The organism is Acinetobacter sp. 226-1 (assembly GCF_030329325.1).
Classification (GTDB): Bacteria; Pseudomonadota; Gammaproteobacteria; order Pseudomonadales; family Moraxellaceae; genus Acinetobacter; species Acinetobacter sichuanensis.
On the sequence record NZ_JACANU010000001.1, the window covers coordinates 530,909 to 551,615 of the forward strand.

General features: G+C 37.0%; 18 protein-coding genes, 1 tRNA gene and 1 pseudogene. 13 read left to right on the top strand and 7 right to left on the bottom strand.

Going from position 1 to position 20,707, the window contains the following annotated elements; genetic code table 11:
* Positions 1 to 35: 35 nt before the first annotated feature.
* The 3 genes from yiaA to HX124_RS02475 form a co-directional block, all read right to left on the bottom strand.
* Entirely contained in the window at positions 36 to 521 is a 486-nt protein-coding gene (yiaA, locus tag HX124_RS02465; RefSeq protein WP_286377802.1) for an inner membrane protein YiaA, read from the bottom strand.
* A 154-nt stretch (positions 522 to 675) separates the two neighbouring features.
* Positions 676 to 1,674 carry an LLM class flavin-dependent oxidoreductase gene (locus HX124_RS02470; RefSeq protein WP_286381836.1) on the bottom strand — a complete coding sequence of 333 codons (999 nt, stop codon included), beginning with the start codon at positions 1,672 to 1,674 and terminating at the stop codon, positions 676 to 678.
* A 183-nt stretch (positions 1,675 to 1,857) separates the two neighbouring features.
* The gene (locus HX124_RS02475) at positions 1,858 to 2,370 is read right to left on the bottom strand and encodes a hypothetical protein (RefSeq protein WP_107007367.1); all 513 of its coding nucleotides are present in this window, start codon (positions 2,368 to 2,370) and stop codon (positions 1,858 to 1,860) included.
* Between the two features lie 341 nt (positions 2,371 to 2,711).
* On the opposite strand from HX124_RS02475, the gene HX124_RS02480 reads away from it, so the two are divergent.
* The 6 genes and pseudogenes from HX124_RS02480 to HX124_RS02505 all read left to right on the top strand — a co-directional run bounded on the left by HX124_RS02480 (position 2,712) and on the right by HX124_RS02505 (position 7,692).
* Positions 2,712 to 3,671, top strand: coding sequence for an AAA family ATPase (locus HX124_RS02480; protein WP_286381837.1), 960 nt, complete (start codon positions 2,712 to 2,714; stop codon positions 3,669 to 3,671).
* A 13-nt stretch (positions 3,672 to 3,684) separates the two neighbouring features.
* Positions 3,685 to 4,656 carry a DUF58 domain-containing protein gene (locus HX124_RS02485; protein WP_286381838.1) on the top strand — a complete coding sequence of 324 codons (972 nt, stop codon included), beginning with the start codon at positions 3,685 to 3,687 and terminating at the stop codon, positions 4,654 to 4,656.
* Between the two features lie 11 nt (positions 4,657 to 4,667).
* A complete protein-coding gene (locus tag HX124_RS02490) occupies positions 4,668 to 6,683 on the top strand; it encodes a transglutaminase TgpA family protein (protein ID WP_286381839.1) in 2,016 nt (671 codons plus the stop codon).
* Positions 6,684 to 6,727: 44 nt separating this feature from the next.
* Positions 6,728 to 6,804: transfer RNA gene (locus tag HX124_RS02495), tRNA-Val, on the top strand.
* Between the two features lie 125 nt (positions 6,805 to 6,929).
* Positions 6,930 to 7,034 (top strand): annotated as a pseudogene (locus tag HX124_RS02500) (tyrosine-type recombinase/integrase); the annotation flags it as partial.
* A gap of 28 nt (positions 7,035 to 7,062) precedes the next feature.
* On the top strand, positions 7,063 to 7,692 hold the full coding sequence (locus HX124_RS02505; protein WP_286381840.1) for a hypothetical protein: 630 nt from the start codon (positions 7,063 to 7,065) through the stop codon (positions 7,690 to 7,692).
* A 153-nt stretch (positions 7,693 to 7,845) separates the two neighbouring features.
* Here the strand turns inward: HX124_RS02505 and HX124_RS02510 are convergent, their stop codons facing one another.
* On the bottom strand, positions 7,846 to 8,970 hold the full coding sequence (locus HX124_RS02510) for an NAD(P)-dependent alcohol dehydrogenase (protein ID WP_286381841.1): 1,125 nt from the start codon (positions 8,968 to 8,970) through the stop codon (positions 7,846 to 7,848).
* A 426-nt stretch (positions 8,971 to 9,396) separates the two neighbouring features.
* Between HX124_RS02510 and HX124_RS02515 the strand changes: the two genes are divergently transcribed.
* The 5 genes from HX124_RS02515 to HX124_RS02535 all read left to right on the top strand — a co-directional run bounded on the left by HX124_RS02515 (position 9,397) and on the right by HX124_RS02535 (position 16,157).
* Positions 9,397 to 11,154, top strand: a complete 1,758-nt coding sequence (locus HX124_RS02515) for a sigma-54-dependent Fis family transcriptional regulator (RefSeq protein WP_286381842.1) — start codon at positions 9,397 to 9,399, stop codon at positions 11,152 to 11,154.
* A gap of 239 nt (positions 11,155 to 11,393) precedes the next feature.
* Positions 11,394 to 12,848, top strand: coding sequence for a benzaldehyde dehydrogenase (locus HX124_RS02520; protein WP_286381843.1), 1,455 nt, complete (start codon positions 11,394 to 11,396; stop codon positions 12,846 to 12,848).
* Positions 12,849 to 12,906: 58 nt separating this feature from the next.
* Positions 12,907 to 13,266, top strand: coding sequence for a cupin domain-containing protein (locus HX124_RS02525; RefSeq protein WP_228198987.1), 360 nt, complete (start codon positions 12,907 to 12,909; stop codon positions 13,264 to 13,266).
* A gap of 463 nt (positions 13,267 to 13,729) precedes the next feature.
* Positions 13,730 to 15,832, top strand: a complete 2,103-nt coding sequence (locus tag HX124_RS02530) for a carbon starvation CstA family protein (RefSeq protein ID WP_286381844.1) — start codon at positions 13,730 to 13,732, stop codon at positions 15,830 to 15,832.
* 22 nt (positions 15,833 to 15,854) lie between these two features.
* Positions 15,855 to 16,157, top strand: coding sequence for a YbdD/YjiX family protein (locus HX124_RS02535; RefSeq protein WP_107007356.1), 303 nt, complete (start codon positions 15,855 to 15,857; stop codon positions 16,155 to 16,157).
* Positions 16,158 to 16,305: 148 nt separating this feature from the next.
* Here the strand turns inward: HX124_RS02535 and HX124_RS02540 are convergent, their stop codons facing one another.
* Positions 16,306 to 16,728 carry a hypothetical protein gene (locus HX124_RS02540; protein ID WP_107007355.1) on the bottom strand — a complete coding sequence of 141 codons (423 nt, stop codon included), beginning with the start codon at positions 16,726 to 16,728 and terminating at the stop codon, positions 16,306 to 16,308.
* A gap of 383 nt (positions 16,729 to 17,111) precedes the next feature.
* Between HX124_RS02540 and prfA the strand changes: the two genes are divergently transcribed.
* Positions 17,112 to 18,200, top strand: a complete 1,089-nt coding sequence (prfA, locus tag HX124_RS02545; protein ID WP_286376998.1) for a peptide chain release factor 1 — start codon at positions 17,112 to 17,114, stop codon at positions 18,198 to 18,200.
* Positions 18,200 to 19,018, top strand: a complete 819-nt coding sequence (gene prmC, locus HX124_RS02550) for a peptide chain release factor N(5)-glutamine methyltransferase (RefSeq protein WP_286381845.1) — start codon at positions 18,200 to 18,202, stop codon at positions 19,016 to 19,018. The genes prfA and prmC overlap by 1 nt, the downstream gene beginning before the upstream one ends.
* Positions 19,019 to 19,084: 66 nt before the next feature.
* On the opposite strand, the gene HX124_RS02555 is transcribed toward prmC, so the two are convergent.
* Positions 19,085 to 19,432, bottom strand: coding sequence for a hypothetical protein (locus HX124_RS02555; RefSeq protein ID WP_107007426.1), 348 nt, complete (start codon positions 19,430 to 19,432; stop codon positions 19,085 to 19,087).
* Between the two features lie 204 nt (positions 19,433 to 19,636).
* The gene (locus tag HX124_RS02560; protein ID WP_213069629.1) at positions 19,637 to 20,653 is read right to left on the bottom strand and encodes an AraC family transcriptional regulator; all 1,017 of its coding nucleotides are present in this window, start codon (positions 20,651 to 20,653) and stop codon (positions 19,637 to 19,639) included.
* Positions 20,654 to 20,707 lie beyond the last annotated feature (54 nt).

Here is a 20,707-nt window from a genome sequence, read left to right on the forward strand (position 1 = left end):
AAACAGCATATTTCGCCTTAAAATTGTATCCTTTTTTAGTCACCTTTATACGTTTCTTGTGGTAATTCGAGTGCCTTATGATTTTCTTCCAAAATTTTTGTGGTGAGTTCTGGAGCAGATTTAAGGCGGATATATTCTAAGTCTCGAATATTTTTCTGTACGGCAACAGCACCAAATAAACTGAGTAAAAAAGCCATAATATAAAAACCTTTTTCACTCAATTGTAGACTTGCATTCCATAAACCCACTGCAAGTAGCGCAATACAAATAATGACGGATGCCCAACATAAGGCAAAGTAGATTGGGGTAACATGCATACCTTCGAGTTTGTCACGAATAATTTTTTGTAACGAGACAGCAGAAAATAGACCATATAAAATGAGAATTAAATAATAACCTTTTTCATTCAATAACATATTGGCATTAAATAAACCAATTGCATAAGCAGAAGCACCTGCCAATAAGGCAACCCAACTTGCTGCAATAAATGCGGGAGTAGGTTTGTTGATGTATTGATCCATTGTTATTTTCCTTATCATTTTATTTCTATTCTGCATGATGACAGATAAATAAGGGATGGCAATAGATGTTAAATTATAGGAGTTTAGTAAATATGAGCTCTTTAAATAAAAAGATGCCAAACGAAAAAATCTCTTGGCATCTTTTAGGTTTAAATTATTTTTTTAATTGCATCAGTAAGTCAAAGTTTTCTAAACGTTTTTGTGTGTCATAGATATCAGAAGTAAAAATAAACTCATCGACATCATATTGTTCTAAAAGCTGCTCTAAGCCTTGTTTAACTGTGCTTTGTGACCCAATTTGTGCAATGGCTAAGAAGTTTTGTACCGCCATTTTTTCAGCAGCTGTCCAGCGACCTTCCATTGTATCGACAGGTGCTTTAAGTTTCATACTACGACCTGTAAGTAAATTTTGGATACGTTGATAAACACTGGTTGCCAAATATTCAGCTTCAGCATCACTTTGCGCAACAACGGTTGGCACACCCATAGATACATAAGGTTGCTCTAAATATTGTGAAGGTTGGAAATTTTCACGATATAAACGAATCGCTTGCCCTAACATGCGAGGCGCAAAATGTGAGGCAAATGAATAGGGAAGTCCTAAACGTGCAGCAAGTTGTGCGCTAAATAAACTTGAGCCTAGCAACCATACAGGCACATGAGTCCCTTGTCCTGGGGTTGCAATAATTCTTTGGTTGGGTTGAACATCATCAAAATATTGTAAAATTTCAACCACATCATTTGGAAATTGATCTTCTGTTTCTTGGCGACCGCGACGTAAAGCACGCATGGTCATTTGGTCTGTACCAGGTGCACGTCCTAAACCTAGTTCAATACGTTCAGGATAAAGCGTGGCTAAAGTACCAAATTGTTCAGCAACAACCAAAGGTGCATGGTTTGGCAACATAATGCCACCTGAACCCACTTTTATATTGTTTGTATTTGCTAAAATATAACCCAACATGACAGCAGTTGCAGAGCTAGCAATACCATCCATATTATGATGTTCAGCGAGCCATAAACGATCATATCCTAATTTTTCAGCATGTTGAGCAAGTTCTAGCGCATGTTGCAGTGAAAATTTAACATCTTTATCTTCACGAACTGGCGCTAATTCTAAAATCGAAAATTTGGTATTTTGCAGTGATCGCATGACTATAACTCAAGTTGGTCTATATCGAAATAATACGATATAAACAGATATTTGTATATCGTGTTATTTCGATATACTAAAATAAGTTACAAAATGAGCATACAAAAAAACCTAGAAGGTTAGCTTGCGTTCTAACGATCTAGGTGAAAAAGAGTTTGTTCTTAACGAGCTTATAGATAAAAATTAGTCACGATGTTTGCGTTTATAATGACCTAAGTGACGACCATTGTCATGGCGATCATTATAGCGATAGTTACTACCTCGGTAGCCACCATCATAACGACGATCATAGCGGTCATTGTAGCGACGGTCATCACGATCATCATAACGGCGGTCTTCACTTACTTTACGTCCAAGTGCTGAACCACCTGCTGCACCTAAGCCAGCTCCTACATAGCCACCTGTTGAGCCTGCAACATTTCGACCCACTGTATAACCACCGGCACCACCTAAAGCACCACCAATTGCCGCACCTGTACGATCACGACGATCACTTGAAGCCGCAGCACCACCAGCACCACCTAAGGCAGAACCGATCATTGCACCTGTGCTTCCTCCCATCTGATTACCAATTGCAGCACCAACAACACTGCCTAAACCAGAAGAAAGGGCAACACGTGTTGAATTATCTGCGTGTGCAGTTGTCATCAGTGTTGCTGCAAGTACTGTTGCACCGATTATTGCTTGTAATTTCATGTTCAAACTCCTTCTCGAAGCTTCTTGATTTCTTAACTTAGACTTAATTTACGAGAAAACTACGATTTGATTGTGAATTTAGTTGTATTGAAGTTGCAGTTATTGGTAAATCATTTGTAATTTTTATCTGATATTTCTTCATAATTACTCTAGAAATAAGATGAGTCATGATCATGATTTGAGTTTGTGAGCATATCTTTATCATCAGGAAATAAACTAAAACTGGGAATGCCTTACTCTATAATATTGTTATTCAATATTTTTTTATAACTTTGAGTATTGTATAAAAACGTGTATGTTTATACTTATACAAATTAAAAATTTTTATTGGGGAATAAAAGGTGATTTGGGGAACAACGCAGCAAAAACATACAGAACAAAAACATGCACACATATCCAATGATTTAACGAGCTATTACCCAAAAATAGATGCATTTTTAAGCCAGATTAATCAAATTATTTTAGATAAACCACAACAAACCAAACTTGCTTTATGCAGTTTGTTGGCAGGTGGGCACATACTGTTTGAAGATTTACCTGGACTGGGAAAAACCACTTTGGCAAGTAGTCTGTCACGACTTGCAGGTCTGAACTTTCAACGGATTCAATTTACCAACGACATGCTTGCCAGTGATGTCATTGGGATCAATATGTTCAATCAAAAAGAACACCAATTTGAGTTTAAATACGGTCCAATTTTCACTCAAATCCTATTGGCTGATGAAATTAACCGTTGCAGTCCTAAAACCCAAAGTGCGTTATTGGAAGCAATGGAGGAGGGCAATGTCACAGTCGATGGTACACGTTATGAATTACCTAAACCATTTTGGGTGATTGCGACACAAAACCCGCTCTTTCAAAGTGGCACATACAGTTTACCTGAGTCACAGCTGGATCGTTTTATGATGCGATTGTCACTCGGTTATCCATCACGGATGGCGGAAAAACAATTATTACAACAAGCGTCACGCCATGATTTGATTGGAGAATTACAGTCTATTTTTCAACAGCAAGAGATTTTGCAATTACAAAGTATAGTCAATCAAATGACAGTGAATGATTTGGTTTTTGACTATATGATTGATTTGGCTGAAGAAACCCGAAAAGGTCGGCATGGATTATCTACACGAGGTTTATTGGCACTGAAAAAAGCTGCACAAGCCTATGCATTGATTGAAAAGCGTCAATTTGTGATTGCGGATGATGTACAGGCAGTTTTTGTGGCGGTGGCATCGCATCGAATTGGTTTAGGTGAAACAGAAACACAGGCATTGCTGCAAAAAGTATCTGTGAAAGGCTAATGGAAATCTGACGATGTTAGGGAAAAGATTTGTCCGTTGGTTGCATCTGCGTTTTCGCTATACAGGTATTCGTACGCTGAAACAAAATGAAGTCTTGGTCTTTCTGTATCAACAAGGTTTTTTGTATTTGGTACTGATTCTGATCACCTTTATTGCGGGCATTAATTATGCCAATAACTTGATTTTAGGTTTTTGTTTTTTAATCAGTGCGATTTTATGTATCAGTTTTTATTTAAGTTTTAAGCAATTACATGGTGTCACCTTACAAGTGATTGTCGATGAAGTGGGCAAGGTCAACGAAGCTTTTACTGTCAAAATTATTATGCAGCAACAACATGCAACTGCAAAATATTTAAATATTAAAATCACTGATTTACAACATCATATTTCTCAAAAAAATAAACAGGATGAAACAGATCCATCCAAAAAAGATGAATCTGTTCAAAGTTTTTTATTTGAGGAAAAACAACAAAGTTTTGATTTGGTTTTTATTCCCAAACAACGTGGAAAATTTGAAATTCCACCAATTCAGATTTATTCAACGTATCCACTCGGTCTTGTACGGGCATGGACTTATATCTATTTGACCGAATCCTATTGGATTGCGCCTGAAGCCAAAGCTTTTACACAAAATTTACAGCACTATTCCAATACAGGTGAACCTGATTTGGACGAATTTAAAGAACTGCGAAACTTTAAAACAGGTGATTCATTACAAAGCATTTCATGGAAACAGGCAGCACGAGGACAGGGGCTTTTTGTTAAGCAATTTGAAGACTTGGTGGATACACACGTCATGCAAATTGAATATAGCAAAATGCCAAGCGCAGACCACGAAGAAAAACTCAGTTTAATGATGGAACTGGTGGATCAGTGCGAACACAGTCAAACGCCGTATAGTCTTATTTTACCGCATGCACAAACTGAAAATGGCGTGGGTGAACAACATTATATTCATATCAAAACCTTATTGGCGCAGGCTTAGGAGGATTGATCATGAATAAATCCATTCAAATTTCGATTTTACTAGTATTAAGTTTAATTTTAATCGCACAAATGGCGTATATGCCCATACCACTAGCGATTTTATTTTTGCTGAATATTTTGGGTCTGGCATTTTATTATTACAAGTTTAATCAACACCAAGTCATTCATCTTCCTAAAATACTGTCCAAAGCACCGAAAATTTTATTTGCCTTATTGGCGATGCTGATTATTTATGTCAATTCACGGACTTTTTTGGGCGTAGAAGCAGGTACAGCCGTTTTATCGACATTTTTATTTGCCAAAGCTTTGGAAACACAAAGCAAACGTGACTTTATCATCCTGTTTAATTTTGCCTTATTTGTCAGTGCGAGTTTATTTTTGCACACACAGGCTTTTTGGATGGCGTTATTGGTTTTATGCTGTTTAATCAGTTGCTTGGTGGGCTTATATCGAGTACAGACCGCAAGTTTTATCAGTACACAGCCGATATTACAGTCGCTGAAAACAGATTCATGGCACATCCTCAAGTTTATTGGCTTGGCTCTGCCATTTTTTATTCTATTATTCATGTTTTTTCCACGCCTACCACCGTTATGGCAAATCCCCATCCCCAATAATCAAGCCACTACAGGACTGAGTGACAGCATGTCACCAGGCGATATTGCCGAATTATCGCAATCTGGTGCCTTGGCATTTCGAATTATTGGCGATATGCAACAGTTGCCGAAACGCAGTGATTTATATTGGCGGGCTTTGGTCTTGGATCAGTATGATGGAACACGGTGGACGAGTGGCTTTGTCAATAAACAAGCTAAAAATGCGCCACCGCCGTCAGCACAGCAAAAAAGTTTTCATTATCAATATTTGGCAAATGATCCTGCGCAACAATGGATCACGGGACTGGAAAAATCTATTCCTTTGGAACCACGTTTTCAGTTGAATCAGGACGATTCCATTACCCCAAAACGCTTGTTGCAACGTACCCAGCCGATTCAACTGCAATGGGTGGGTACACAGGCTACAGAGATGCAAGCGGGGCAGTTTAACGCACAAATCCTGAAAAATAGCCTAAGCTACCCAAAGACAAGTGATCCTAAAGCACAGCTTTTCGCACAGAAAATGTATCAGCAAAGCCACGGACAACCTGAACAATATATTCAGAATGTTTTGAATTGGTATAAACAGGAAAAATTTGTTTATACGCTTGCACCTGGCAGACTTGGTAATAACCGTGTTGATGAATTTTTATTTCAATCCCGACAAGGTTTTTGTGAACATTATGCATCAAGTTTTGTCTTGTTAATGCGTTATGTCGGAATTCCTGCACGTGTAGTGACTGGTTATCAGGGCGGTGAGTTGGCACCTGATCGACAAAGTTGGGAAGTGCGCCAACTGGACGCACATGCATGGGCTGAAGTATATTTATACGGGCAGTGGCAACGGATAGACCCAACAGCGATGATTGCACCGATGCGAATTGACAATGGGATGCAAAATCTCATGACGGATGACCGCAGTATTTTTGGAGATGGCAATTATTCCAATTTACGCTTGCAACATTCTTCGGTTTTACGGACTTTACGCGTGTGGAGCGATTATGCAAGTTATCAATGGCAAAGTAAGGTCGTGGGTTATGATGCCGAGAAGCAAAATGGCTGGATGCAAAAGCTGGGTTTAACTTCAAGTTATAGTTATGGATTGGTATTGGTCTTTGGCATTTTAGTTTTGTTATTGTTGCATTGGGGGGTGACCAAATTCCGTGCCTCTCGGCAGTTGACTGCACTTGAGCGTTGTATTGTGCAGTTTAATCAGCAATTGAATCCTGCCTTACAAAAAGCCGAGTCTGAAACTTTTCAGCAATGGATGATGCGTCTGTCAGAACATTCAGCACAACACCACCATTTTGAGCAGTTAAATCAGATTTTCCAAAAAATGGTATATTTAGGTGAAGAAAATCAGCATGATATAAAAACTTTCAAAGCTTTGCTTAAAGAGTGTACGAATGAGTTAAAGAAGAACAATTAAAGCTTGTCAGATGACAGAAAAATGAATAATATTCTCACCACATTAGGTTTATAGCTCAGTTGGTTAGAGCGCTACGTTGACATCGTAGAGGTCACCAGTTCGAATCTGGTTAAACCTACCAAGATACAAGCCTTACGGCATAAGGGTTTTAAGTTTAAATGATGACTTAAAGCCCTTTTTTAATGCCTACGATTTATCGGCACTTTTTGCTTATTTTTTAGGTTAATTTACGTCAAATTTACATCAGAGATTTCGGCGCAGGTGACAGGGCGTAAAACCCTTAGTGTATTGGTGAATACTTATTACAATCCAACAGCTTCCGAGATAGCAAAAAAGTTGAATGCTGCTTAAACTATGCCCCATTGAATGGGGCTTTTTTATGAATATAAAATTTTTAGTTTCGGTATTTATAGGGATATTTTTTAGTTGCTTGGGTTTGTCGAAATTAGCAAATTTTTACTTTGATATAAGCTCTGATTATTTAACAGCTACAGCGACTTTTTTCGCTGCATTTGTAGCTTTGTATTTATATAGTGATTGGAGGGATCAATTTAAAACAGAACTTTTTGAAAGGCTTAAAGATAGATTACATGTTTTGTTTAATAATGTGACTATAGAATACGATAATTTATACTTTATGGTTGTAGCGCTTAATTCAGATCTTCCTGATAGAAACGAATTAATTATGCAAAATAATAAATACCAATATGCTATAGATGCTTTACTTACAGAATTAGATTTTTATGAAAAAATACTAAATAAGTATAAACCACAAAATATAACTGTCCATACTAACCCAAGGTCTACAAAGGATTTTTTAACACAATCTTTGTATGACTTAAGTCCAAAATATGAAATAGGGGGATATGCTATGTATGTTAACTCAATTAAACAGGAATTATTAAGCAATCGAATTATTAACAAGATTACAGGGGAAAAAATACTTATAAATAATGATATACAAAATATTATTTTAAAACTTATTAACAATAAACCAAAAGGACAATAATCCCTTTTCTAATTCTTACATCTAGCTACGCTTGGCAGCAATATTATTCTAAACATCCTATAAAAGGAAAATGTTGTTGCAAATCATCAATATTTTTGCAGATGTAATAAAAAAGCACGACTGTATGATTAAAAACAGTCGTGCCCGAAAGATTTAGTTTGAATTGGCAATACGAATAATAGGTTTTAGTGTTATGCCGTTTTGACTGTCCAATGCCGCCTGATTCATATCAGCAAAATCATAAAACTTCACCAATTTATCAAATGGAAATAAACCTTTCTGATAGAGTGTAACTAATTCAGGAATAAATGTTTTTGGAACACTACTGCCTTCAACAACACCTACAATGGTTTTTCCACCGAGTAAAAGATCATTGACATCAAACTGTGCCAACGTACCTAAAGGTGGTGCGCCAACAATTGCAATTTTTCCTAATATGCCAAGCGCATCTATACCTTGTTTTAAAATTTCAGTTCGACCTGTAGACTCAAGTGCAAAAGCTACACCACCTTGCGTGATTTCTTTAATGGCTTCGACTGGATCTGTTTCTTTACTGTTAATGATATGTGTTGCGCCTAATTCTTTGGCAAGTTCAAGTCGACTTTCAACAATATCAACTGCAATAATTGTGGTGGCACCACAAATTTTTGCAGCCAATAACGCGCTTAAACCGACTGCACCAGCACCAAAGGTGACAAAACTACTCGCTGGATTCACTTTAAGTGTATTCATCACTGCACCAGCACCCGTTTGAATACCACAACCTAATGGACCCAGTAATTCTAAAGGTACATTTGCATCGACTTTAACGGCATTATTTTCTAAACTTAAAGCGTAAGTTGCAAATGAAGACTGTGTAAAAAAGTGATCATGAACGGCTTCATGATTATGTCGGCAAATGGCGTTATGTCCCTGTGGATCTGCACCACTAAAATTACGCCCAAAAAAGTCAACACAATAGGCTGGATTACCTGAATTACATTGTTTACATGAACCGCAATAACCATAACTGAGCACGACATGATCACCGACAGCCAAGTCTTTGACTGCATCACCAATCGCAGTAATAACACCTGCACCTTCATGACCTAAAACCGCAGGCAGTGGAACAGGATAATATTGATCACGAACAATCAAGTCGGTATGACACATGCCTGTCGCAACAATTTTAACCAGTACTTCATTGTTTTTCGGAGCACGAATTTTTAACTGTTCTAATTTAAAATCGGCACCTTTACCCGCAGTAACAGCGGCTTGAATATCAATTAAATCCGTCATTGTAATATCCTTAATTTAATAAATTCCATGTTGATCGGTGAGTGAATGTTGAAAAATAATGAGCTTCAATCACGTGTTATACACTTAATACTTTCAAAAAGTATGCCAGATTTTAACTATTTGATTTTTAATGATAATAGGCAATTTTATTGTTTTAAAAGTGTCTTGTTTATAGACGAGTGTCCAATAAATAGACACTTTGATCATGATGATATGCTATTTTCAAGTTACATCATTTTTAAAGTATAAAGTTATGATTTTATTGTTGGTTTGTTTTTACTGAGTTGCAAGGTAGAATTTTTATGATTGGCTATTTGCAAGAATAGTGAATATTTTGTTTAAGCTAAAACTGTATTTTTGTTGAAAATTACGGCATAAATATAAAATACTAAAGGCAGTTAGGCTGATATTCTTAAAGGGATTTTTATGAATAATGTAATTGAATTAAGTGCATGGGAAAGTATTAAACATCAATTTTTTGAGTCAGGTATTCGCCCTGATTTAGATCGTCATCACATGCCAATCTTGGATTCATGGCAAAAGTCGAAAGATGCAGGTTTAACCCCTTATAATTCAGCAGTAAAAAATAAAAACTTTTCAATCAATGAATTAAGTGATGATGATGAACACTTTGCTCGGATGACTCGACCTTATTTAGAAGATATTTTTAATTTATATAAACAACAAAATATTAGTGTTTTTTTGATCAATAATGCAGGACTGATCGTTCAAGAATTACATGATGATCGTTTTGATGATTTATATCATTTTTTACAACGTGGGCGATCTGTTGCAGAGGAAAACTTCGGAACGATTGCACCTGTGTGTAGTGTTCATGCCAGTTTACCCATGACTTTAAATGGTCATCAGCACTATTTAACGGAATTTTCTTCATTTTCATGTGCTTCAGTGCCTATTTTTAATGGTCAAGGCGATGTCTTAGGCGCGCTCGATATTACCTCAAAAACCAAAATGGCAACGGGAAATTGGTTATATCATTTGCTTTATCAGTCTTATAAATTTGAAAATGAGTACATTCGAAAAACAGAAAGCATTACCCATTTTTTATATTTTCAAAATACGCCTGATTTAATTGAAAGTGCGTATTCGGGTCTGATCGGAATAGATCAAGAAGGGCGAATTACGCATATGAATCAAGTGGCGAGTCAACTGATTGGTTGCGATGTAAAAGAAATATTAGGGCAGACCATCACGGAAGTTTTTGAAAATATTGACCATTTGATGCAAAAAACAGATGCAACACATCTATTAAAACGAAATGATCATTCTTTTTGTTATGCCAAAGTGATTCATCAAAAGAAACCAAATAAAACCACAGATCTTAAACTACAAAAATGTATTCGAGCAATTCAAGCCAATATTCCGATTTTGATTACAGGGGAAACAGGGACAGGCAAAGAATATTTAGCACAGCAAATCCATGAAAATTTCAAAAATCTGCCTTTTATTTCAATTAACTGTGGAGCGATTCCAGAAAATTTGCTTGAGGCTGAGTTATTTGGTTATGAAGGTGGTGCATTTACAGGGGCAAAGAGCAAAGGGCAAGTCGGTTTAGTTGAACTTGCAAATGGTGGTTTTTTATTTTTAGATGAATTGGGCGACTTACCGATTCATTTACAAGTCAAAATTTTAAGAGTTTTACAAGACAATACGTTTTATCGCGTGGGTGGGCGGACCGCGTTAAAATCAAACTTTAAACTGATTTGTGCGACCAATCGAAATCTAAAAGAGATGGTCGAACAAGGGCTGTTTAGAAGCGATTTATATTATCGGATTCGTGGTTATGAAATCGAACTTAGTCCTTTACGTGACCGTGATGATAAGCTTTTGATTGCCAATGCGATTTTGGCTAATTTAGGACAATATCGTTATTCTGAAAAAGTGAAAGAACAAATTTTAAATTATAAATGGTCAGGAAATATTAGAGAGCTCATCAATGTATTGAAACTTTCGGCAGTTTTTTCTGATGATGAAATGATTACAGAATTGATGTTACAAGACGAAGTTAAACCGACAACGCAGACACTTACAAATATTACCAATTTGGATGATGTGACGCGCGAAACCATTAAGCGTGTTTATCAAGAGGAAAATATGAATGTGTCTAAAGTGGCGAAAAGGCTGAAAATCTCACGTTCAACTGTTTATAAATATTTAAACTAAGATTGTGAAATGGCTGCAATAAAAGTGTCGTTTTATTGGACATAGAGATGGATTGATTTGACCTAAATACCGACACTTTTTTAGATTTATTTTTTATCTTTTTGAATTTTAAATATTTTATTTTTGGCATGTTAAATGCTCTATAGAAGAATCAAATTATTTTATTGAGCAATAGCTTGTTAAAGATGATTTGCACATGGTTTTGAATGGATCAATTTATAATTCGAGAGGATAAGCAAATGAGCATGTTGACAGCAGATATTTGGGAAAATCAGTTTTTTACAGGTCAATGGACAAAAGCAGAACAAACATATCAAGCCACTGAAGTTGCGACTGGAGAAGCTTTAGGTACATTTGGTTATGCTCAACCAAAAGATATTCAAACTTCAGCAGCACAAGCAAAACAAGCTCAAGCAGCATGGTGGGCATTAAGTTATCAGGAACGTGCTCAAGTTTTTGAAAATGCGGTGCAAATTACTCAAAACCATAAAGCTGAAATCATTGAGTGGTTAGTCAAAGAAAGTGGCTCAATCTTCATGAAAGCGAGTTTTGAAGTTGAATTATGCATTCAAGCATTAAAAAATGCAGCAGCATTACCATCAAGTGAGCAAGGTTCTATTTTACCTTCACAAAATGGCAAATTAAGCCTCGCAAAACGTGTTCCTTTGGGTGTGGTTGGAGTGATTTCGCCATTTAATTTTCCACTTTATTTAGCAATTCGAGCAGTGGCACCTGCTTTGGCATTGGGAAATGCTGTTGTGCTCAAACCCGATGAGCGTACTGCGGTGTGTAGTGGTTTTGCAATTGCACGTATTTTTGAATTGGCAGGTTTACCGACTGGCTTATTACATGTGTTACCGGGTGGCGCTGAAGCAGGCGAAGCATTGGTGAATGACCCTAATATTGCCAGTATTCAGTTTACAGGGTCGACTGAAGTTGGACGAATCATTGGTGCAGGTGCGGGCAGAACGCTCAAAAAAGTTTCATTAGAGTTGGGTGGTAAGAACTCATTACTGATTTTAAATGATGCAGATATTGAACTGGCGGCGCAGAATATTGCATGGGGCGTATTCTTACACTCAGGGCAAATTTGTATGACTTCGGGTAAAGTGCTGATTCATGAGTCTATTTTTGAACAAGTCAAGAACCGTTTAATTGAAAAAGTGAAACAGTTCAAAGTTGGCAACCCAATGGATCAACAGGTCAATATCGGACCTTTAATCAATCAAAAACAATGTCAGCGTGTTGAACAACTTGTACAAAATGCCATTGCTGCTGGGGCAAAGTTAGAGGTTGGTGGGGTTGCCAATGGCGTGTTCTTTGAACCAACTGTGTTATCGCAAGTGAATCAAGATAATCCAATTTTCCAACAAGAAATTTTTGGTCCAGTTGCGGTGCTTATTCCATTTGCCTCAGATGAAGAAGCAATTGAACTGGCAAATGCAGGCGATTATGGACTGTCAGCAGGTATTATCACCTCAAATGTGAGTCACGGAATGCAAGTCGCACAGTCACTCAAAGTAGGTTTGTTACATATCAACGATCAAACTGTAAATGATGAAACGCTGAATCCATTTGGTGGTTTTGGTGCTTCGGGTAATGGTACACGTATTGGTGGTCCTGCAAATGCAGATGAATTTACCCAATGGCAATGGATGACAATTCAAGCACAAGCACCGAATTATCCTTTTTAAGCTTATGTTTAGTTGTTTGTCTTGAATAAATAATGAATGGAATTATGTAGCGTTAATTATGGAAAATACTCAAGAAGTCATCACTGTAGACAGTCATCGTATGCCGTGGCAAGAACTGCCAATTCCAGAGTTGGATGCCAGTATTTTGATGAAGCCATTGTTTTTAGACAACACATCTGGAATGTCGATTTCTAAATGTTGTTATAAAGCTGGGTTTATGAATAAATCACATACACATCATTGTGCACATGGCATGTATGTGCTTGATGGTATTTTAGTTACTTCTAAAGGTTCATTTGGACCAGGGAATTTTATTTGGTTTCCTGAGGGTGAAGTAATGTTTCATGGCGCACAAGAAGACAACGATGTTACTTTTTTATTTATCACAGATAAAACCTTTGATATTCACTATAAATAAATGACAGCAATTTTATTGTTTAAAATGAAATTGTGAAAAAGGTAAAGATTGATTGATTTGATCTTTACCTTTTTTATTTTATTGAAGATATATTCTCAATATTTTTACCCTATTGATAGTGTGTTATTTACGGTATTTTTCAATAAGAATAAAAAATTTAAAATAGATAAAAAAGAAATAAATTTAAGACCTTTCTAAGACTAAAGTCTTAGATCAGCTGTGAAAAATAAAGAGTAGATTCAAAAGAGTTGGCAAAATTGTCACAATAAAAATAATAATCAAAATATTCTGGTCATCTTTATGTCGTGTTAATTGATGATATTAACAACACATTTAAATCAAAAGTCTTAGATGAAAACAAAAAAATGAGGAGTAGAGTCACTAAGGAAAGAGACAAAACCGAAATGAATTATGGCAAATAACAACAATGGAACTGCTCGTTTAATCGAAATGTGAGGTATTCATGGAAAATATTGAAAAGAAATCATCGCCCTTATCCAAACTGATTTGGGTGATTGTTGCCATTATTGGTGCGGTATCGTTTGGAATTTTAGCTGTCAGTCGAGGTGAGCATGTCAATGCTGTTTGGCTCGTACTTGCTGCAATTTGTGTATATAGCATTGCTTATCGTTTTTATAGTTTATTTATTGCCAATAAAGTTTTTGAACTCAACCCACGTAGATTAACACCTGCGCATCGTCTTGCAGATGGGTTGGACTATGTACCTACCAATAAGTATGTATTGTTTGGGCATCACTTTGCTGCGATTGCAGGTGCAGGACCTTTAGTTGGTCCTATTTTGGCAGCACAAATGGGATATCTCCCTGGCACGATTTGGTTATTGGTTGGTGTTGTGATTGCAGGTGCAGTACAAGATTTTTTAGTCTTGTTCATTTCAACACGACGAGATGGTCGATCTCTGGGCGAAATGGCAAAACAGGAACTTGGATCTTTTGCGGGTGTCATTGTGATGCTAGGTGCATTAGGTGTCATGATTATTATCTTGGCAGTTTTAGCGCTTGTTATCGTGAAAGCATTAACCAACAGCCCATGGGGTGTATTTAGTATTGCAGCAACAATACCAATTGCACTATTTATGGGAATCTACATGCGTTATCTGCGCCCAGGAAAAATTGCAGAAGTTTCTATCATTGGTTTTGTGTTAATGATGGCTGCCATTATTTTTGGTGGAGATATTGCAGCACATCCATATTGGGGACCATTATTTACTTTGACAGGCACTCAATTGACATGGGCATTGATTATTTATGGATTTATTGCGTCAGTTCTACCTGTCTGGTTGTTATTAGCACCACGTGATTATTTATCTACTTTCTTAAAAATTGGTGTGATTGCAGGTCTTGCTGTCGGTATTATGGTTGCAATGCCAATGCTTAAAATGCCTTCTGTTACGCATTTTGTTGATGGCACGGGTCCTGTATTTTCTGGTTCAATGTTCCCATTTTTATTTATTACTATTGCTTGTGGTGCAATTTCAGGCTTCCATGCGTTGGTTTCTTCAGGAACTACACCGAAACTTGTTGATAACGAAGTCAATATTCGTGTCATTGGCTATGGTGGTATGTTAATGGAGTCTTTTGTTGCCATTATGGCAATGATCTGTGCAACTGTGCTTGAGCCAGGCGTATATTTTGCGATTAACGCACCCGCAGCCGTATTGGGTACAACTGTAGAAAGTGCAGCAGAAGCCGTGCGTAATTTAGGCTTTGTTGTGACACCAGAAGCTTTAACTTTACTGGCAAAAGAAGTTGGTGAAAGTACCATTCTGTCACGTACAGGTGGGGCGCCAACTTTTGCTATTGGTATGGCACATATTATTACAGAAATTTTTAATAATCGTTCAATGATGGCATTTTGGTATCACTTTGCGATTTTATTTGAAGCTTTATTTATTTTAACTGCGGTGGATGCGGGTACTCGTGCTTGTCGTTTTATGGTGCAGGATACTGTAGGTATTGTTGTACCTGCTTTAAAAAACTCACATAACTTTGTTGGAAACTTGATTGGTACGGCTGTGGCAGTTGCAGGTTGGGGCTTCTTCGTTTATCAAGGGGTGATTGATCCATTGGGTGGCATTAACAGTCTATGGCCACTATTTGGTATTGGTAACCAGATGTTGGCAGCAATGGCACTGACCTTGGGTACAGTGATTCTATTTAAAATGAAGAAAGAAAAATATGTTTGGGTCACTATTGTTCCAACCGTATTTTTGATTATTACGTGTATGACTGCGGGTTGGCAAAAAATCTTTCATGAAAATCCAAAAATTGGTTTCTTGGCACAGGCAGATCGTTTCTCCGCTGCGATTGCTAAAGGTGAGATTTTAAAACCTGCAAAAACACTTGAAGAGATGCAAACGATTGTATTGTCAAATCAAATTAATGCAGCTTTATGTGCATTCTTTATGATTGTGGCGATTGTGATGATTATTGCTGCGATTAGCGTGATTCGTCGTGCATTGGCAAGTCCTGTTCCAACTGTAAATGAAGCACCTGCTGTATATGCAGAGCCAGAAGATACAGTGGTAACATCAGCCAAACATTAAATCTAAAGAAGAGGTGAGTGAGATGAATTTGAAATTCGCCAAAAGTGGCAAAACGGTGATTTATAAAATCATCAAAATGACTGTGATGTCACAAAAAGATTTAATTTTTAATCCTAAAAATTGGTCAAGAATTGCAACTTTGTGGACACGCCTACAGCAAAGTTTTCGTTTAATGGTGGGTGTTCCAGACTATCAAAACTACTTGGAACATATGAAGAAGCATCATCCTGATCTAGAGGCAATGGATGAAAAAACCTTTCATCGTTATTGTGTTGATGCACGTTATCCAAGTGCAGGAGGGACATTAAAAAAATGTCCTTGCTAATGGTGTAAATCATTTTAAGTCATAAAAAACGGTACTTAAGTGCCGTTTTTTAGTATGTATTCAAACTGAGATATCAGCGATATTTTGATAAAAAGATAGCTGTAATAAAAAAAAGCACCTAAAAATAGGTGCTTTTGATCATGATCAATTAATGACGGTGTTTACGATATTTTCGGTTATATTTACGATCATCATAATGGCGGTCTTCAGATACTTTTTTACCTAAAACTGAACCACCTGCTGCACCTAACGCTGAACCAATATAACCACCTGTTGACCCACCTACATTTTTACCAACAGAGTAGCCACCAACACCACCTAAGCCACCACCAATTGCAGCAGCAGTACGATCACGTTTGTTTGTTGCTACAGCAGCACCACCTGCGCCACCTAATGCTGAACCAATCATTGCACCTGTATTACCGCCCATTTGTTTACCAATAGCAGTTCCTGCAACACTACCTAAAGCTGAGGTTGCTGCAATACGAGTTGAGTTATCAGCATGGGCACTTACTGTAAAAATTGAAGTAATTGCTAAAGCAGAACTTAATAACATCGCATTTAATTTCATGTCTTGCTCCATGTCCTGATTCGGACAGCTTTCTATATCTCTATTTGATGAGCTAAATGTAACAAAAGGCGTCATCAAAAATATGGAGAAGATTTCCCTTTATTAAGGTGTTTAGTATCTGAATGTATGCTTTCTATTAAAATTGTGCTTTAAAGCAGCAAACTTATGCCAATCATGTAGGTATTGTGAATAACTGATGCTGATTTTAAAAATCATCAGTTAGGCATCACACAAAAAATCTAGTGTGAAATCTAAGGAGAAACAGATATAGCGGTGTTATTTAAAAGTCATAATCGTTAAACTAGGCACAATTTTTAAAATGTCTTGCTGTCTTTATTTTAATCTATAAATGATGGTGAGCTTGAGATTGAGATTTTATTTAAATGAAAGAATCGTTACGTTTACGATTAGACCAATTGTGTGATCGACACGAAGAACTAGAAGCACTACTTGCTGATGTAGAAGTGATTTCAGATAACAAGCGCTTTCGTAATTTGTCACGTGAGCACAGTGATTTGAGCGAAATCACCGACGTTTGGAAAAAATATAAGCAAGCTGAAGAAGATATTGTGACTGCTGAAGAAATGTCTTCTGATCCAGATTTTAAAGACATGGCGATTGAAGAAATAAAAGAAAATAAAGCCTTGCTCGAAACTTTAGAAGCTGACCTCAATATTCTGATGATTCCTAAAGATCCCAATGATGCTAACTCTGCATATTTGGAAATCCGTGCAGGAACAGGCGGCGATGAAGCAGCTATTTTCTCAGGTGATTTATTTCGTATGTATTCTAAGTACGCTGAAACACAAAATTGGCGTATCGAAATATTGTCGGAAAATGAAGGTGAACATGGTGGCTATAAAGAGATCATTTGCCTGATTAATGGTGAAGGCGTTTATGGTCGCTTAAAATTTGAAAGTGGCGCACATCGTGTGCAACGTGTTCCTGCAACAGAATCCCAAGGTCGAGTACATACTTCTGCATGTACAGTCGCAATTTTACCTGAGATTGATGTTGATACTACTGTGGAAATTAACCCATCTGAATTACGTATTGATACTTATCGTGCATCAGGTGCGGGTGGTCAGCATATTAACAAAACCGATTCTGCGGTACGTATTACACACATTCCAACAGGTACAGTGGTGGAATGTCAGGATGAACGTTCACAGCATAAAAATAAAGCTAAAGCGATGGCTTTATTAGTTTCACGTTTGGAAAATGCAAAACGTGCGGCTGCAGATGCTGCAACTTCAGAAATGCGTCGAGACTTGGTCGGTTCTGGTGACCGTTCTGAGCGTATTCGTACTTATAATTACCCACAAGGTCGTATGACCGATCATCGAATTAACCTCACTTTATATAAGTTAGATGCCGTGATGGAAGGTGATTTAACAGAGTTACTTGATAGCTTACATCGTGAATATCAAGCAGATCAGTTGGCTCTTCTTGCTCAGCAGAATGGTGGCTAATGAATATTGCACAAGCGCTTGCCTTACGTGGTGAGCCTGAAAGTTATGAGCGTCAAGAAAATGCTTGGTTGCTTGAACATATTACCAAAATTGATGCTTTTGATTTGGTCATGAAGAAAGAGCAAGAACTGACTGCTGAGCAAGAACAACAATATGTTGAGGGTTTGGCGCGTATCCAAGCAGGTGAGCCTCTAGCCTATGTTACAGGTTCACAGCCATTTTGGACTTTAGACTTAACAGTGACTAAAGATACTTTGGTGCCGCGTCCCGACACAGAAGTTTTGGTGGAAACTGTATTACATCTAGATGTGCCTGTAGATGCGCGTATTGTTGACTTAGGAACAGGAACTGGGGCGATTGCTTTATCTTTAGCGAGTGAACGACCTGAGTGGTCTGTGACGGCAACAGATATTTACGAACCAACTTTAGAGGTTGCATTATCAAATGCGAAAAAACATGATTTAAATCATGTGAAATTTTATTTAGGTAATTGGTTTGAAGCGCTTAATCGTCAATATTTTGATGTGATTGTATCTAATCCGCCATACATTGATGTTAAAGATGTACATATGCGTGATTTAGCATCAGAACCTGAGCGTGCTTTGGTGGCAGCGAACCAAGGCTTAGCAGATATAGAACTCATCATTAAACAGGGCAAAAATTGGTTAACCCATCAAGGCTGGATTGCTTTAGAACATGGCTATGATCAAGCTGAGGCTGTACAAGGAATTTTCCAAAAATATGGATTTAAAGAAATCCGTACAGTCAAAGACTATGGTGGAAATGACCGTGTCACTTTAGCGCAGTGGCAAAGTTAATTGTAGTTAATTAAAATGTTAAAAAGGTTGCTTTAAAGCAACCTTTTTAATGCATCAAATTTCATTTTACATAGGAAAATCTTTTAAAGACTCAGCGACTTCAAGTTGAGTAAGTATATTTGTTTCTAAAGCTAAGCATAATGCAACAATTTTTGCTGTATCTGCTAAATGCTCTTTTTGCAAAGCCAGTCCATCTTGGATGGCTTGAAGATTTTCTTTTTGAATATCTAAGGCTTGTGCAAAGTTGGGTGTATCTTGATCAGCAACAAAAGACGAAATTGCCTGATGAAAATCTTGTTGTGGGGCATTTAATATGCCATCAATTAACTCATCAAGATGTTCTGTTTGGGCAGATAAAGAGTGAACAAATTTTTGTACCAGTGAATGCTCAAGCACGTCTGACATTTTATTCATGGAAGAACCTGTAACAATAAAAGCAATTTTGGAAGATAAAATAGCTAAAAATGATATAGCTGAATTTGGTTGAAAAGTAACCCAATCTTGTATTTTTAGCAAACAGATTCAGACGAATGAACAATGCAAAGTTATATAAAATGACACTATTTTTTGCTCTAAATACAAAGTGATTTCTTATACTATTGTTACTCGTTCATAGACTTATGATTGTTCACGATAAGAACCTGGACTGACTCCCGTCCATTTTTTAAAGGCACGATGAAAAGCACTTGGGTCTTGAAAATATAATTCATCACTAATTTCTTGTAAGGTTTTTTGGCTGGTGCTCAGTAGTTCAATTGCAGTATCTCGACGGATTTCATTTTTTAATTGTTGATAGCTCGTTCCCTCACTTTTTAAACGACGTTGGATTGTGGCTTCAGACATGTTGAGCTGTTGGGCTAAAATATTGAGTTCTAACCATTTTTCAGGTGACTGTTGCATGAGGGATTTACGAATAATCGAACTGAGTGCATAAGGGTTTTTAAAACGTACCAATAAGTTTTCGGGTGTCTGACGGATAAATTTATACCAAGATTGTTGATCTTGTTTGATGGGGATTTTTAAATAATTAGCATCAAATTGTAGATAGTTTTCATTACTATCATATTGAATATTTTCACAAAATCTAACTTTATAATCATGATCATCAAGAGGTGCTGCACATTTTAGTTGAATTTTATTGATGATTAAACGTTGACCACTGAGCCAGCAAATTAAACCATGAATTAACATGAAATAAGTGGCATAAGCAAACATATTTTTAGTACTTTTACGCTCATAAATCACAATATAAGCATAATTTTCTTCAATAAATAACGTACTTTGAAAGTCATCAAGGATTGCATTTAAAAACTGTAACATTTGATTGAGTGCAACTTTGACTGTTTCAGCTTGCATCAGCATTTTAGATAATAATTGAAAACTGCCTCTTCGCATTCCATGACTGTCCATGCCAAAAAATTCATCATTCATCTGGTTGGCAATTTCTGTCCAAAGTTGAGCAAAAGCACTGACTGAGACACGGCTTTTAGGAGAATGTAGCATTTCTATTGAAATACCTGCGTTATGAAGTAGCTGGGTTAAATTTAGCTCTTTTTGTTGTGCAGTTGCTAAGGCTTCATGTACCAATGCGATAGAAATTGTTCCTTTGCTATACTGAGGCGGTTGATTATTCATGAGCAATTCCATTATTTTGTAGCACGAAACAATTGTCCAAATACATCAGCAAAG

Coding starts and splice junctions, on each gene's coding strand:
- yiaA (WP_286377802.1), bottom strand. CDS start 521: ATGGATCAATACATCAACAAACCTACTCCCGCATTTATTGCAGCAAGT.
- HX124_RS02470 (WP_286381836.1), bottom strand. CDS start 1,674: ATGCGATCACTGCAAAATACCAAATTTTCGATTTTAGAATTAGCGCCA.
- HX124_RS02475 (WP_107007367.1), bottom strand. CDS start 2,370: ATGAAATTACAAGCAATAATCGGTGCAACAGTACTTGCAGCAACACTG.
- HX124_RS02485 (WP_286381838.1), top strand. CDS start 3,685: ATGTTAGGGAAAAGATTTGTCCGTTGGTTGCATCTGCGTTTTCGCTAT.
- HX124_RS02490 (WP_286381839.1), top strand. CDS start 4,668: ATGAATAAATCCATTCAAATTTCGATTTTACTAGTATTAAGTTTAATT.
- HX124_RS02505 (WP_286381840.1), top strand. CDS start 7,063: ATGAATATAAAATTTTTAGTTTCGGTATTTATAGGGATATTTTTTAGT.
- HX124_RS02510 (WP_286381841.1), bottom strand. CDS start 8,970: ATGACGGATTTAATTGATATTCAAGCCGCTGTTACTGCGGGTAAAGGT.
- HX124_RS02515 (WP_286381842.1), top strand. CDS start 9,397: ATGAATAATGTAATTGAATTAAGTGCATGGGAAAGTATTAAACATCAA.
- HX124_RS02520 (WP_286381843.1), top strand. CDS start 11,394: ATGAGCATGTTGACAGCAGATATTTGGGAAAATCAGTTTTTTACAGGT.
- HX124_RS02525 (WP_228198987.1), top strand. CDS start 12,907: ATGGAAAATACTCAAGAAGTCATCACTGTAGACAGTCATCGTATGCCG.
- HX124_RS02530 (WP_286381844.1), top strand. CDS start 13,730: ATGGAAAATATTGAAAAGAAATCATCGCCCTTATCCAAACTGATTTGG.
- HX124_RS02535 (WP_107007356.1), top strand. CDS start 15,855: ATGAATTTGAAATTCGCCAAAAGTGGCAAAACGGTGATTTATAAAATC.
- HX124_RS02540 (WP_107007355.1), bottom strand. CDS start 16,728: ATGAAATTAAATGCGATGTTATTAAGTTCTGCTTTAGCAATTACTTCA.
- prfA (WP_286376998.1), top strand. CDS start 17,112: ATGAAAGAATCGTTACGTTTACGATTAGACCAATTGTGTGATCGACAC.
- prmC (WP_286381845.1), top strand. CDS start 18,200: ATGAATATTGCACAAGCGCTTGCCTTACGTGGTGAGCCTGAAAGTTAT.
- HX124_RS02555 (WP_107007426.1), bottom strand. CDS start 19,432: ATGAATAAAATGTCAGACGTGCTTGAGCATTCACTGGTACAAAAATTT.
- HX124_RS02560 (WP_213069629.1), bottom strand. CDS start 20,653: ATGAATAATCAACCGCCTCAGTATAGCAAAGGAACAATTTCTATCGCA.